The following is a 13,678-nucleotide window of genomic DNA, read 5'->3' as shown; positions in this document are numbered from 1 at the left end:
GGGGGCGGTCTCTCTCCGGGCCTCGGTCACAGCATCAACGAGCCACCGAGCCAGCCACCGACGGGGAGGTGGATCAGAGGGTCGACTTGAACAGCAGACGGTTCGGGGTGCCGCTGACGTTGCCCCGGATTGCGTTGGCGGTGCTGCTGTTGATGATCCAGTTGTTGACCGTGGGGCTGGAGGCGTCACCGTACGTCGACTTGTAGAGCGCCGCGACGCCCGCGACATGCGGAGCTGCCATCGACGTACCGCTCATGGTGGTGGTGCCGCCACCGGAGCGGGTCGACAGGACGTTCACACCGGGGCCGTAGAGGTCGACGCACTGGCCGTAGTTGCTGAAGCTCGCCTTGTTGTCCGCCGAGTCGGAGGCGGCGATCGAGAGGGCGCCGGCAGCGCTCGCAGGCGAGTAGTTGCAGGCGTTCTGGTTGTTGTTGCCCGCCGCGACCGTGGTGTGGACGCCGGAGTTGGCCAGGGCGGTGGCCGCGTTGTTGAGGGCGGCGGAGTAGCCGCCACCGAGGGAGGCATTGGCCACGGCGGGCCGCACGGCGTTCTGCCGGACCCAGTCGAAGCCGGCGATGATGCCGGAGAAGGAGCCCGAGCCCTGACAGTCGAGTACCTTCACGCCGCGCAGTTGGACGCCCTTTGCCACACCGTATGTCCCGCCGCCTACGGTACCGGCGACATGGGTGCCGTGGCCGTTGCAGTCCGAGCCGTTGCCGCCGAAGGCGTCGAAGACGTTGCGGGCCCGGCTGCCGAAGTCCGGATGGCCGGCGAAGATCCCCGAGTCGATGATGTAGGCGGTGACGCCGGAGCCGTTGCGGGTGTAGGTGTACGCGCCGTCACGTCCGCTGCGCTGGTCTATTCGGTCCAGACCCCAGGGAGCGTTGTACTGCGTCGCTGTGGAGGTGACCTTCTGGTCCTCCTCGATGGAGGCGACACGGGAGTCGGCGCGCAGCGCCGCGAGCCGGGCGGGGGTCAGTTCGGCGGCGAATCCGTTGAGGACCGCGTCGTAGACGTACTCCGTCTGCACCGACTTCGACTCGGCGAGAGCGGCGGCGTCGACACCCTTCTTGAGGGTGACGATGTACTGACCCTTGATCTCGTCGGCGGCGGGGGCCTGGGCGACCTTGATCAAGGGGGCCGGCTCGGGTGCGGGTGCGGCGGAGCCGGCGGACGGGAGCAGGGCGAGCGGCACGGCGAGGCCGATGGCGGCGGTGGCGAGGTGAGATCTGCGCATGAGGGGCGGTCACCTTTCGTGTTCCGGCCGCCGTACGGTTGGGACGGCCGGTGGGTGGGGGAAGCGCGGTCGTGCCGTACGGAGAAGTGGGGAAACGGCGCGACGCGCACGGTGCGCTGGTGACGGGGAGTGCCGAAGCCGGGTTCGGCCGTCCCTCGCGACGGGACGACCGATACGCCCCGGTACGGGTGGTCGCGAGCGGGGTCTCCGCTCGCCGGGACCTCCGTGTCAGCCAGGCGTGGCGACAACATAGCGGGGGCGCGGCGGAGTTGACCACGGCCGAAACGGGCGTGACCGAATGTGGCCATCGAGGCGTGTGGGGCTGTAGAAACCATGGTCAAGCAAGGACAGCCGCTCTAAGGTCGGGTCATGTCTGCGGAAGATCCGTACGGGGAAGGCGTCGGACCCGAAGAGGTCGAGGCTGCGGCGAAGGCCGCGTACCGGGAACTGGACCGCGCCGGGGAGAGCCTGGACACGCTGCCCGAAGCCGTGAGGGAGTGGCTCGTCGCGAGGCGACTCGTGGACGGTGAGCGACAGCACGTCCGCTCACCCGAGCGCTCCCTCCATGAACTGGTTGCAGATCAACGGCGTGCACTCGGAGAGTTGGAGCAGGGGCTCAACGCGCTCCACGACGTCCTGCGGCTGACCCCCGGTCTGCGTCCCCCGGGGCGTGAGGTCGTGAAGGCCGAGTTCTTTGCCGACAGGTCCCGGCTCAAGGATCGGATGGAGGATCTGGACACGTTGTGTCTGGATGAGATCCTTGGCATGCGCGCAGTCTTCCCCGACCCCGAGGCGTTGGAGAAGAGTCTGGGCGAGGATCTGACCATGCTCGCCCGGGGCGTACGCATCCGGCTCCTCGTGGCGACCCGGGCGGTGCGTCTGCCAGGGGTGGCGCGCTACCTCTCCCGGATGCACGAACACGGCACACGCATCCGGCTGGCCCCGGCCGTCCCCCTGCACCTCAATGTGGTCGACCGCGCCGTGACCGTCCTTGCGCTGGGCCCCGCGGAAGATGGTGCCGAGCCCGCCGAGGACGTGGTGCTCCACAGTCCGCGGCTGGCTTCGTGCTTCGCCAGGGTCTTCGAACACCACTGGGGGACCGGCCTCCCCTACGGCACGGACTCCGCGGAGGAGTGGACCCCGAGGGAACGCGAGGTTCTCGCACTCCTCGCGGCGGGCACCAAGGACGAGACGATAGCCCGCCGACTGGGCTGTTCCGAACGCACGCTGCGCCGCTTGCTGGCCAGCCTGGTGACCCGCCTCGGCGCGGAGAGCCGATTTGCGGCGGGGGTGCGGGCGGCGAGGCTCGGCTTGCTGGACGAGCCTTGAGCGGTCCGGCACGGGAGCATCACCCTGCCTCATTGCTTGACCTCGGCAGCGGTCCGCCCCCTTTGTGGCTGCTGGAGGACCTTGCGCGGGATCTTGATCTGCGCTCGGGGGGGTGAGGCTTCTCGACCCAGGTTCCGGCAAGGCGTCACATCGGTGCTTCTTGTCGGCGAACGGCGGAGTGCTGGCGCCTTCAGCGGGCGATCACCGAATTGGTGGAGGTCACGTCCGCACGGCGACAAGAAGACGGCTGGCAGGATGGGCTGTTGATGGGAGCGGGCCTGCGCCGAGCACCCGGCGGACGGCCGAAGGGCGAATCAGGCCACCATCGACATGCTCACCGAAGACGGCGGTGAATTCCCCTCCTTCGCCTTGGCAACCGCACACAAGAACTGAGCGCCTTCGGACCGTCGAATCGACTCCTTCTCTCCGACGTTCCGGGAAGAAGGAAAGGAGCATCGGCAGAACGTCATCACCGGTCAGACCGTGTGCTCTCGCGGAGAAGGACGTGAGATCTTCTCGCCATGAGTCACCAGGGAGGGGCAGGTACAGACCTATTCGCAGCTCATGGCCGCCCTCGCCCCGCCTTCCGGTCGTTCGTGGCGCATCTCCCTGACGCCCCTCTGGGCCCTCGGAAATGTGCAAGGGCTATTTGGATTTCATCCAAATGGATGAACTTCTGCTCCCATCCGGCTTGTCTGTGACCGACCGAGAGGCGTGTCATGCGGCAAGCCGCGTCCAGCTTCGGTGCAAATTGTTCATTCTGCTTTGCTGGACCCCTTCGTTGCGTTCGGCTGGCGTGTGGAATCTGCCAGTTTGCGGCTTGGTGGACTGCCGTTCGGGCAGTGGCGCCGTGTTGACGTAGATGCCTTTTCCTGGCCTACGGATTCCCTTTGCAGGATCGCTCTGAACTCTGTTGCCCATGACAGATCGGATCGTGCGGATTCGGGGAGTACGTTGATCACCAAGTCGGCCGGTATGGCGACCTGTTCACCACAAGAGTCCCGAAGCGAAGGCCACGGCCTCAGGACTGTGATCAAACATAAGGAGACGATCATCGTGCTCGACCCGATCCGGGGGTGTTCCCGCCCCAGGGGCCCGGCTGCTCGTGACGGGAGCATCCCGCACTCGGCCGGCCCCCAACCGGCGTCCAGGGAGGCGATTTGGTGTGCGTCGCCGTGGTGCTCATCCTCTTCCCCGTGGCAGCACAGAGCCGCATCGAAGCGGTCTGGGGAGAAGTGCTGCGGAGCTGGCCCTGGTGGGTTCCGGACCCACCTGATGGCGAAGTGCGCATCCGGCCGCCGGTATCCCGCCGGTCTGCACGCCTGCCACCGGCACCGAAGGGTTCACCGTGGGCGTGCCACCCATGGCGCGATGCGCCTCCTGTGAGATCGAGTTCCCCCTGCGGCCCGGGCCCGGCCGCCCGAAGAGCTACTGCACTGTCGCCTGCCGCCGCCGTGCCCAGCGGCAGCGCGACCGAGGCCGTGACGACCTGCCCCGCTCCGAGGTGTCGCCCGAAGTGTCGGGGCGTCTCCTGCTCGGGAGGGTTCTGGAGTCGGCGCGAACGGAACTGCGGCTGGACGACTCGGTGGTTGCGTGCAGGTCAGGTCTGTCCCCGCGCAAAGTGCGCGAGGTTTTGAACGGAACCGCCCTGCTTTCCTGGGGAGAGACACTCCGGCTCGCTGGCGCCTTGGATGTGAGGGCGGGCGAAGTGCAGCGCTTGTGGGAGAGCGCCCAGGGGCTGACCGCCCACCCGGCGTCGTCCATCGATGTCGCCGCCGGCGAACTCCATGACGTGCTCTCCAGTCTTCACCGCGCTGCACTTCGCCCAGCCGCGGGCGAACTCGCGCGTGCCAGTGGTCTGCACGCCCCCGTAGTGGCCGCGATCCTGCGCGGGGACTGGGTACCGGACTGGCCGACCGCCGCTCACCTGGCCAGCGCTCTGGGTGCGGAACCTGCACTGGTCCGCACGCTGTGGGAGCGCCTGCACTACGCCTTCCTCACCTCACCCGCCCAGTTCCCCCGCCACGGAATGCCCACCCCGTCGCGCAACGCGGCCCCATGACACCGCCGCCCCTCGTACAGAAGAAAGGCCCCAGCCGTGGGCGACTCCCACCGCCGGTCCCACCACCCCGCCCCCGGTGACCCCCTGGACTACCTCGCCTTCCGTGAACTCGTCCACACCCCCTACACCCGCTACGCCCACGCCCGCATCGCACAGATGCAACTGACCCGGATGGCGGTGAACACCGCGTTCGTCGCCATCCGCCGAGCCTGGCCCCGCACCCTCAGCAGCGCTTCGGCACCCCAGACGGCATGGCGGCTGTTGCGTCGGACCGTCACCTGCTACGCGGACGCCACACCTGGCAGCGCCTCCATGGCCCACCGCGTACTGGACCACGCCGCGGCCGATACGGTCCTGCTGCACCGCCGGCTGGGGATGTCACCGCGGCAGATCGCGGATCTGATGGGCGTCGACACCTGCGAGGTCCGTGCCCTTCTCGCCCGCGCGGACCGTGACCTCGCCCATATCACCGGTGAGCGCCCACATCTCTTCTGAGCCGCAGAGCGCACCGGTTTCTCCCTCCCCCATGGGGGATTCTCCTCAGCGTCCCGCGCGACCAAGCTCTGGCTTGTGTGACCTGGCGCACTATCAACTAGCGCTATAACATGGGCACTTACCGTGCCGACTACCCGCGGGGGCGGGCTGCCTGGGGGGCGCATGCACGACGGAGAGAATTTCGATTCTGACGCCTTGGACACAGGCATACCGAGTGTCGCCCGCATGTACGACCACCTTCTCGGCGGTGTGGACCACTATCAGGCCGACCGTGACGCGTGTGGACGCCTGCTGGAGGTCGTTCCGGACTCCCGGGCTCTCGCCCTGAACAACCGGGCGTTCCTACGCCGTGTCGTCGGATACCTCGCCACCGAACACGGCATACGACAGTTCCTGGACCACGGTTCGGGTCTGCCCACCGTCGACAATGTCCACCAGGTCGCGCAGCGGATCGACCCCTCCTCACGGGTCGTCTACATCGACAACGATCCCATCGTCCTGGCGCACGGCAAGACCCGCCTCGACCAAAACGATCGCACCGCGGTCGTCCAGGCAGACATGCGCGACAGTGATCTGATCTTCGGGCATCCGGAGGTCGAGCGTCTGATCCTCAAGGGCGAGAAGACCGCGGCGCTGTTCGTGTCCGTGATGCACTGCCTCAAGGACGATCAGGTCGTCCCGCTCCTCGAACGGGTCAGAAGCAAACTCGCACCCGGCAGCTTGTTCGTGATCTGTCAGCTGGTCAGTGAACGCGCGGAGATCCGCGAAAGCGTATCCGCTCTGATGAAGGAAGCGACGCAGGACAACTGGGGGCGCGTGCGCACCAAGGCCGAGGTCCGCACGTACTTCGCCGGACTGACCATCCTGGAGCCGGGTCTCATGAACGTCACCGAATGGCGCGCGGAGTCCGAGGTCGTCCCGCGCCAGCGCACCGAGGATTGGGAAGAATGGGGCGGCATCGGCCGGCTCGGCTGACCCTGCCCCACGACTTGGCTACTGCTTCTCAGTCTGCCGTTCCCTGAAGAGCCTCTCGTACATCGCCACAAAATGATCCAGCAATGCGATGCTCCCCTTCCGCATGTGCGCGACGTGCATGGCGCTCTCCACGCGGAACCGCCCCTCCTGAACCTCATTCGGGTCATTGATGTATTCGGCGCGGTTGAGGCTCTCGACGTAGAGCAGCTCAGAGGGACCGCCATCCTCCCACTTGAGGTGGGTGACCGGCAGGCTCGGTGCTCTACTCAGCCCGTCCCGGTCGTAGGGAATGATGTGGATGCTGACATGCGGGAGATCGGCCGCAGCACGCAGATGCTTCACCTGCTCGTGCATCACGGAAACGCCGCCGATCAGGGAGCGCAGCACCCCCTCGCCCAGGATGACGACCAGCTCGCAATCCTCTTGCTTCTGAAATGCCTCCCACCGTTCGCGCCGGACGAGAACGTGCCGCTCCACCGTGATGGCGTCGAGTTCTCTCTGCGGGCGGGTGAGTTCCGCTCGGACCAGGGCCCGGGCGTAGTCGGGCGTCTGAAGCAGTCCCGGTACGACCAAGGGCTCGTAGGCCATGATGCGGCTCGCCGTCTGTTCCAGGAGGATCAGACGGTGCAGCCAGTCCGGGGCGACATCGCTGACCGGACGATCGGCGGAGTCAGGCTGCGCCTGACGCCACAGTTCGTAGAACTCCGCCCACCGCTCCTGCGGAGTGTCGTAGAACCTGATCAGATTCCACATGTCCGATTCGGCGACCGGGCTCTGGGCCCGTTCCATCCGGCTCAGCTTGGAGGCCGAGCCGTGGAACGCCTTCTTGGCCGCGTCCTCCAGTGAGCGCCCCTGGGCCTTTCGTAGCTGCCTGAGCCCTGCGCCCAAGGGACGTGCCCGCGGGTTGGGCTTCGGTGGACGCAGGTCCTTGACCGGGGCTATCGGAGTTTCACCAGGGGAGTGTTCGGCGGACACGCAATCTCCTCGCGGGGCCACAAAGGCTGATATGGCTGTGGGGAGCCCAGTATTACAGCACCACGATCAAACGTCCGCCGAACTAAACCCACAACAGGACCACTTCAGTTGTCGAGGCCGTAGAGGTCGTCGAACTCGCCATTCTTCGCACCTGCCACGAAAGCCCGTATTTCGTCGCCGGTGAAGATCAGTGCAGGACCCGACGTGTCACGCGAGTTCCGTACGGCGACACCGCCGCTCCCCAGGTTGGCCACTTCCACACAGTTCCCAATCCCCGCGCTGGCGCTGCTCTTTCGCCATTGAGCACCAGGGATCTCGTCCGCCACGACACCGTTCTTGAACATCATGAACAACTCTCCTCTTGACCCCGTTCAATCGGCAGGGCCGACGTGGTTTGCATCAACTCACTTGTGGGTTTCCCATATGCAAGATGCCAAAGCCCTACCGTGCAAGAACGGCTGGGAGATGGCGCCCCTGCGGCTGAAATTCACAGAGCTGCTTCAGCAGGTGATCTCTGTTGAATGCCGTCCGGATGCCACTCTTCTGCGGCATCACTGCCTGCCAGCGTTTTCTCGCTACGCCGGGAAGGTAGCCGACGCCAGCGCCCAGCAGAGCCGTCACCTGGATCCTCCGTATGCCCCGGCAAGCCTTGTGCCTCCCTCCGGACGTCGCCTCGCATCGGTTGGTCTGTGCGTTCGCCGCGATCGATGCACCTGTTGACCCTGCCGCCGTACGCTGATCCACCAGGCATTACGGGACAGCCCTTAGCTGATGGCACCCACCCGCAATCACGGGGACCACCACTCCAGGAGGTCCGCTGAGGAGAGCGTGGCGGGGGTCTTCGCATGTCACAGAACGGGCACATCGATCACACCGTCTGGCGCCGCCGCTCATGATGATCGCTACACATGCACGACCTGGGGGGCACCAGAATGATCGAAGCATCGGGACGAAGCGGTCAGATCGAGTTCGACGGTCAGTACGTCACCATCACCCGCAGAGGTTTCCTCGCCCGAGCAACCCATGGCAAAGGCGAAAAGAGACTGCACGTGAGTCAGATCAGCGCCGTGCAGTGGAAGCCGGCCGGCCTCATGATCAACGGCTTCATCCAGCTGTCCATAGGCGGCGCCGATCGCCAGGCGCTCAAAGGCGCCCGCACGGTCAATGCCGCTCAGGACGAGAACAGCATCGTCTTCACCAAGAAGCAGCAGCCCGAGTTCGAGCGTCTCCGAGCCGCGCTCGACCAGGCGATCGCAGCTCAGCACGCCCCCACTCCCGCCGTCGGTGCCGTGTCCGTCGCGGACGAACTCAGCAAACTGGGTTCCCTCATGCAGCAGGGACTGATCACCCAGGAGGAGTTCGACCAACAGAAGGCTCGCCTTCTGAACCCGTAGACACAGACCGGGCCCGACCGCTTGTGCTCAACAGGCCGGGCCTACGCCAACGCGGCCGGCCCGAGTGCCGGCCGCCTTCCCCTTGGATTCGTCGGTCATCGAGGTGAACCGTCGACTCGCATCCGGAGCCAGACTCTCCGCCGGATACCCATGGCGAGGCGAATCAGCCGCGTTCGAACCAGTGCCATGGCAGCAGTTGTTCGCGGAGCATCCTGCCCCGCTGTTTCGACGTCACTCGGTCTCATTGCTCGACAAGGACCACTCCACTGCGCTCCGCCTCAACCACTCGTGAGGCTGTTCGTGGTCCGCAGACTGTTGGCGCAGTGACACCGATTCGGACAATCCCTTGGGTGGGAGCTGCTCGCTTGGACCAGCGCACTTGGCTGCGCACCGCGTACCCCTGGGCAACGTTCGACGCAGGCCCCCGCATTGTCCGTGGTGCGAGGGCTCGCAGACGCCGTGGGGACAACTCGGGCGTGCCCTTGTCAGCAGCCCTGGTCGCCACCAGTGCCGCGGATGGCGGTTCCTCGGAGATGTCTCGTGGTCGCGGAGCGGACCGTTCTCATATGGCCAGAACCGCGCCTTCCGGTCATGTGGTGCATTGACCGGACAGCACCCTCACGGTTGCATGCATGTGCTCCTTCGATAGGGAAACGAAGGAGGGATTGTGTCCTACCTGGGGGGAAAATGAGGGGAAACACGAACCGAAGCACCACCAGACGTATGAGGACCGTACTGAGCACGGCGGTCGCGGTCTGTGCAGTGACGGCGGTGCTGCCCGGAGCCGCCTCCGCCCAGTCCCCAGCGGCGGGCGACGGTGGAGCCGGTGTTGAGAGGGTCAGCATCGCTGCTGGAGGTGCCCAGGCCGACCAAAATTCTACCGGCGCCTCGATCACACCCGACGGCCGCCACATCGTCTTCTCGTCGTCGGCAAGCAACCTCACTCCCGAAGGTACGACAGGAGATGACCGGGTGTACGTCCGCGACCAGCGGACGAGCCAGATCAATCGGATGGGGTCCTACACCCCGCTCCAGCCGCCGGTGATCAGCGGTAACGGTGGATACGTCGCCTATCCGTTGCAGTGGATGACCGGCATTCGGATTCGCCAGTACCAGGTGAGCACGGGAGCCACGGCCTCCGCCAACTGCTCAGCCCACAGCTGCAACCAGCCGTCGCTGACCGCGGACGGCCGCTCCATCGCCCTGGTCATCCTCTTCAGGCCGCCTGCGACCGGCCAACGCATCGAGGTTCAGGACTGGGACGGCACCAAGAAGACCGTCGCCGACCTCAACCACACTCGCCCCTCCACGCCGTCCATCAGTGGGAACGGCCGCTATGTCGCCTACCAGGACGGCTTGGCCGAGGATGTCTTCGTATGGGACCGGACCACCGGTACCACCTCCGGCCCGATCGAGGGCCCGTCCGTAGCGGCGACACTCGTTCAACTCAGCGACGACGGCAGCAAGGCCGTCTACCTCTCGGGCACCGACACCTATGTTCACGACCTGGGCTCGGGCACGGCCCAACTGGTGCCGAACGTGAAGGGCGTGGCCATCGATCCCACCGGCCGCTATCTGCTGTACGCCCCGCACGGCACGGGCGGCACCTCGCTCACACTGCGCGATCTGGCGACGGGCACCGACGAGATCGTTGCGAACCAGCCCGCCTCGGCCGGGACCGACGCGGTCAGCGCCGGTGGGCGCGACGTGGTCTTCCAATCCACGGCCGACGACATCGTGCCCGGCGACACCAACGCCAAGTCCGACATCTTCGTCCGTCACTTCTTCTGACCGTCCCCGCCGCCGCGCCCACCATGTGTCCCACCGCTCCCGTACGGGAGCGGTGGGACACTCACAACGGTTCAGGTCGTCGAAGCTCCGACGGGACCACGAGCCTTAGGTTCCGGTACTGCTGCCTCAGGTCAAGAGAGGGCGAGTTCCTTCACACCGCCGAGCTCATGGATCCAGCCTGCGCTGAGGCCGCCTTCCTTGACGTAGGCGTCACCACCACCGGTGAGGACCCCGATCCGGTTCCCCGAGAGCTCCAGTTGCTTCACACCGCCGAGTTCGTGGACCCAGCCTGCGCTGAGGCCGCCCTCCTTGACGTAGGCGTCACCACTGCCCGTGAGGACCCCGATCCGATTGCCTGCGAGATCGATCCCGACGACGTTGTTGAGTTCGCTGACCCAACCAGCGCTCAGCCCACCCTCCTTGACCAGGGCTTCGCCGGACTGCTTCACAATTCCGATCCGATTGCCCGACAGCTCCAGCTCCTTGACTCCATTTTCCTCCAGCACCCAACCGGCGCTGAGGCCGCCCTCCTTGACGAGCGCATCGCCGGAGTGTGTGAGGACCCCGATCCGGTTCCCCGACAGAGCGATCTGCTTGACGCCCGCGAGTTCGTGGATCCAGCCTGCGCTGAGGCCGCCTTCCTTGACATAGGCGTCACCGCCGTTGGTGAGGACCCCGATCCGGTTGCCCGACAGGGCCACTTGTCTCACGTCTCCCAGCTCATGGATCCAGCCTGCGCTGAGGCCGCCTTCCTTGACGTAGGCGTCACCGCCGTTGGTGAGGACGCCGATCCGGTTGCCTCCGTCGCCGGAGACCGTGGCGACCGCGGATCCGCTGGCTGCCACTACGCCCAAGGAGGCGAGGGCGGCCACGACAGCACTGAAGAGGGACAGTTTCCTGATGAACACAGAAAGACCTTCCTGAAAGATCACAAGAGCCGGAGCAGCCAGGCGGCGGCCCCGGAAGAACGATCACAACGACCGGTTCACTGCTCGACGCAGTGTGTTCCAGGGCGGGTCCATGCGACGGACACGGCGGGAGCAGCAGAGGGAGCAGGACATCGGTTGCCAAGAGGCACTGAGGCGTACTCCTCTCATGGCTTGCCGACACGCGTGAGCGGAGGTCGGAGGGAGGGCGGGAACGAAGCGAACCTGCCGCGTCTTCGGAGCAGTGGAACGGACCGGTGCTGTCGGTGTTGCCGTTCTCGTGGTGCAGCTCGTGCAGTGTGCGCGAGGTCGTCGCCGCCGGGCTGTCCGCTGCTTGTGCTCCCAGCGTCCGGCCCCGGGTAAGTCTCACCCAACGGGCCCGTTTACCACCGCTGAATTCCCGCCATTCTCCGACCATTACTTTTCCGGACTCCGGCAGCGGAAGCATCCCGGCACCTCCACAGCGATCGCGGACCTGCCGGAAGCAACCCCTCCAACCGAGGGTTGGCCCCATCCATCCCTACGGTCACAACCGACCACATCTGAACCGCCCTGCCCGTCGGCGGAACGACACACGGAACGACACACGGAACGACAACAACGAAGCGTGAGTGCCATTCGCCCTTCGGGCCCGTGGAGCCTTCGCGAAAACCCGTTGGCGGACCGAAGCGACCACTGCTACCTTCCCGGAGGCCGTGCGAAACGATGAGGAGGTGGTACCCGTGAACGCAGTATCGACATGGGTGCTCCCCTCCGGGGTCACGGTCGGGCGGTAGGTCGTCCGGGAGCACCGTTCCAGAGCACTCCCGAAAGGGCACGACCATGCACTTCACTTCTGAACGGCGTCTCGACGACGGCGTCCTTGAGCGCGAATTCACCCTCGGCGAGATCCCCGGAACCCTGTGGACGCCTGGGTCCGAACCGGCTCCGCTGATCCTGATGGCCCACAACAACGGCCTGCCCAAGGCGGCATCCCGGCTGGTGGCCCGGGCCCGGAGGTCCACGGCGTACGGATACGCGGTGGCCACCATCGATGCCGCAGGGTGCGGTGACCGGCCCCGGTCCGCCGCCGACGAGCAGGCACGGGCTGACCTGAGTCGGGCATTTCAGTCCGGCGATCCCGTCGACGACATCTTCGAGTCCTTCATCGGCCCGCTGGTCGACAACGCCGTTCCGGATTGGCAGGCGACCCTGGATGTCCTCCTCTCGCTGCCCGAGATCAAAGGTCCGGTCGGTTACTCGGGGTGGGCGGCCCTCGGCATCCGACTGGCTGTGGTCGACCCACGCATTGCAGCTGCCGGATTCTTCGCCGGGGGCTTCGTGCCCCGCGCCCAGCGCGAGGAGGCCCGGCAGGTCACCATTCCGCTGTTGTTCCTGCTCCAGTGGGACGACGAGGGGAACCCACGGCAACGGGCCCTGGACCTGTTCGACGCCTTCGGGAGCAGAGAGAAGACTCTGCACGCCAATATGGGCGGGCACGTCGGCACGCCGTGGTTCGAGGTGGAGGACGGAAACCGGTTCTACGACCGGCACCTGAAGTGAGGCCGGGGCGTCGGGCCGACACCACACAGTAGGCGGTGACGTCCAGGACGCCGCTCATCGAGGACGGGCCCTTTCCTCCTTGATGAGCGGCGTCCATCTGCTGACGCAGCGCTCGGTCCGGGGTTCTACGCACAGCACCAGGGGCGGGTTGCCGCCGGGCCGGTCCGCGCTTGCCCCATACGTTGCGCCCCTGACGGTGACACCGATCGACTCGACAGGCATCGGTGCCTGCGCTTCTGGCCGGATCGCGTACCGCGCTCAGGGCCAGGAGATACGGAGGTGTTGCATTCTGCCGGGTCTTCCGCGGTGAAGATCACTGTTTTCCGTGGGGCCGAGTTGCCCATGGGGGCTGAGATCGTGTTTCTGTGAGCGAACTGGTTGAGCATGTCGATGAGTACGACCGCGTGCTGGGGATCGTCGAGCGGGACGAGGCGGTGCGCTTGAACCGGCTGCATCGCATTGCAGCGACGATCTGCCGTGATCACGCAGATCGGATACTGGTGTTGCGGCGGGCTGAGACGTTGTCCCGGTTCCCGGGACACTATGACGCGATGGTCGGTGGGGCCGTGGACGTGGGGGAGTCGTACGAGGAGGCCGCGGTTCGCGAGTTGGCTGAAGAACTGGGCGTACGTCTGCCGGTGCGCTTCCTGTTCAAGCTCCTCTTCCGGGAAGGGATCAGCCCCATCTGGCTCGGGGTGCATGAGGCCGTCGTCTCGGAGGTCCTGGACCTGGTCCCGGACTCCGGTGAGATCGACTGGTACGACTGGCTGACTGCGGACGAGTTGCGCGAGGTCCTTGATGAATGGTGCTTCGTTCCGGGCGGGCGGGAAGCCCTGCGCCGGTACTTGGGGTCCGGGAGTGGCAGCGGTGCGAGCGGGTCGTCAGTCGGGTGACCGGCTGTGCGGGCCGTGGAGCCCCCGGGTCGTCGTGATGTCCCTCCACGGCGACCCCG

At 66.2% G+C, this 13,678-nt stretch carries 12 protein-coding genes; 8 read left to right on the top strand and 4 right to left on the bottom strand.

Features of this window, described 5'->3' with window-relative positions; translation table 11 throughout:
* Positions 1 to 73 precede the first annotated feature (73 nt).
* Complete coding sequence (locus tag ACFXJL_RS31245; RefSeq protein ID WP_384697978.1) at positions 74 to 1,237, bottom strand: S8 family peptidase; 1,164 nt, start codon at positions 1,235 to 1,237, stop codon at positions 74 to 76.
* Positions 1,238 to 1,606: 369 nt separating this feature from the next.
* Between ACFXJL_RS31245 and ACFXJL_RS31240 the strand changes: the two genes are divergently transcribed.
* The 4 genes from ACFXJL_RS31240 to ACFXJL_RS31225 all read left to right on the top strand — a co-directional run bounded on the left by ACFXJL_RS31240 (position 1,607) and on the right by ACFXJL_RS31225 (position 6,098).
* Positions 1,607 to 2,566, top strand: coding sequence for a LuxR C-terminal-related transcriptional regulator (locus ACFXJL_RS31240; RefSeq protein ID WP_358878586.1), 960 nt, complete (start codon positions 1,607 to 1,609; stop codon positions 2,564 to 2,566).
* Between the two features lie 1,708 nt (positions 2,567 to 4,274).
* Positions 4,275 to 4,628 (top strand): helix-turn-helix transcriptional regulator, encoded by a 354-nt coding sequence (locus tag ACFXJL_RS31235; protein ID WP_358878587.1) that lies wholly within the window; start codon positions 4,275 to 4,277, stop codon positions 4,626 to 4,628.
* A gap of 36 nt (positions 4,629 to 4,664) precedes the next feature.
* A complete protein-coding gene (locus tag ACFXJL_RS31230) occupies positions 4,665 to 5,123 on the top strand; it encodes a hypothetical protein (protein ID WP_358878588.1) in 459 nt (152 codons plus the stop codon).
* A 162-nt stretch (positions 5,124 to 5,285) separates the two neighbouring features.
* On the top strand, positions 5,286 to 6,098 hold the full coding sequence (locus tag ACFXJL_RS31225; protein WP_358878589.1) for an SAM-dependent methyltransferase: 813 nt from the start codon (positions 5,286 to 5,288) through the stop codon (positions 6,096 to 6,098).
* A gap of 18 nt (positions 6,099 to 6,116) precedes the next feature.
* Here ACFXJL_RS31225 and ACFXJL_RS31220 read toward each other — a convergent pair whose 3' ends face one another.
* Positions 6,117 to 7,073 carry a helix-turn-helix domain-containing protein gene (locus tag ACFXJL_RS31220; RefSeq protein ID WP_384697974.1) on the bottom strand — a complete coding sequence of 319 codons (957 nt, stop codon included), beginning with the start codon at positions 7,071 to 7,073 and terminating at the stop codon, positions 6,117 to 6,119.
* Positions 7,074 to 7,177: 104 nt separating this feature from the next.
* Entirely contained in the window at positions 7,178 to 7,420 is a 243-nt protein-coding gene (locus ACFXJL_RS31215) for a DUF397 domain-containing protein (RefSeq protein WP_384639641.1), read from the bottom strand.
* 585 nt (positions 7,421 to 8,005) lie between these two features.
* Here ACFXJL_RS31215 and ACFXJL_RS31210 point away from each other — a divergent pair.
* Positions 8,006 to 8,467 (top strand): DUF4429 domain-containing protein, encoded by a 462-nt coding sequence (locus tag ACFXJL_RS31210; protein WP_384697971.1) that lies wholly within the window; start codon positions 8,006 to 8,008, stop codon positions 8,465 to 8,467.
* 723 nt (positions 8,468 to 9,190) lie between these two features.
* Positions 9,191 to 10,258 (top strand): hypothetical protein, encoded by a 1,068-nt coding sequence (locus ACFXJL_RS31205; protein ID WP_384697969.1) that lies wholly within the window; start codon positions 9,191 to 9,193, stop codon positions 10,256 to 10,258.
* Positions 10,259 to 10,389: 131 nt separating this feature from the next.
* Here the strand turns inward: ACFXJL_RS31205 and ACFXJL_RS31200 are convergent, their stop codons facing one another.
* Positions 10,390 to 11,166 (bottom strand): peptidase S1, encoded by a 777-nt coding sequence (locus tag ACFXJL_RS31200; RefSeq protein ID WP_384697966.1) that lies wholly within the window; start codon positions 11,164 to 11,166, stop codon positions 10,390 to 10,392.
* An 840-nt stretch (positions 11,167 to 12,006) separates the two neighbouring features.
* Here ACFXJL_RS31200 and ACFXJL_RS31195 point away from each other — a divergent pair.
* A complete protein-coding gene (locus tag ACFXJL_RS31195; protein WP_384697963.1) occupies positions 12,007 to 12,726 on the top strand; it encodes an alpha/beta hydrolase in 720 nt (239 codons plus the stop codon).
* Between the two features lie 365 nt (positions 12,727 to 13,091).
* Positions 13,092 to 13,619, top strand: a complete 528-nt coding sequence (locus ACFXJL_RS31190) for an NUDIX hydrolase (protein WP_384697960.1) — start codon at positions 13,092 to 13,094, stop codon at positions 13,617 to 13,619.
* Positions 13,620 to 13,678 lie beyond the last annotated feature (59 nt).

Source organism: Streptomyces sp. NPDC059256 (genome assembly GCF_042753785.1).
Taxonomy (GTDB): domain Bacteria; phylum Actinomycetota; class Actinomycetes; order Streptomycetales; family Streptomycetaceae; genus Streptomyces.
This window is presented reverse-complemented; position numbering and strand designations above follow the sequence as displayed.

Coding starts and splice junctions, on each gene's coding strand:
- ACFXJL_RS31245 (WP_384697978.1), bottom strand. CDS start 1,237: ATGCGCAGATCTCACCTCGCCACCGCCGCCATCGGCCTCGCCGTGCCG.
- ACFXJL_RS31240 (WP_358878586.1), top strand. CDS start 1,607: ATGTCTGCGGAAGATCCGTACGGGGAAGGCGTCGGACCCGAAGAGGTC.
- ACFXJL_RS31225 (WP_358878589.1), top strand. CDS start 5,286: ATGCACGACGGAGAGAATTTCGATTCTGACGCCTTGGACACAGGCATA.
- ACFXJL_RS31210 (WP_384697971.1), top strand. CDS start 8,006: ATGATCGAAGCATCGGGACGAAGCGGTCAGATCGAGTTCGACGGTCAG.
- ACFXJL_RS31215 (WP_384639641.1), bottom strand. CDS start 7,420: ATGATGTTCAAGAACGGTGTCGTGGCGGACGAGATCCCTGGTGCTCAA.
- ACFXJL_RS31205 (WP_384697969.1), top strand. CDS start 9,191: ATGAGGACCGTACTGAGCACGGCGGTCGCGGTCTGTGCAGTGACGGCG.
- ACFXJL_RS31195 (WP_384697963.1), top strand. CDS start 12,007: ATGCACTTCACTTCTGAACGGCGTCTCGACGACGGCGTCCTTGAGCGC.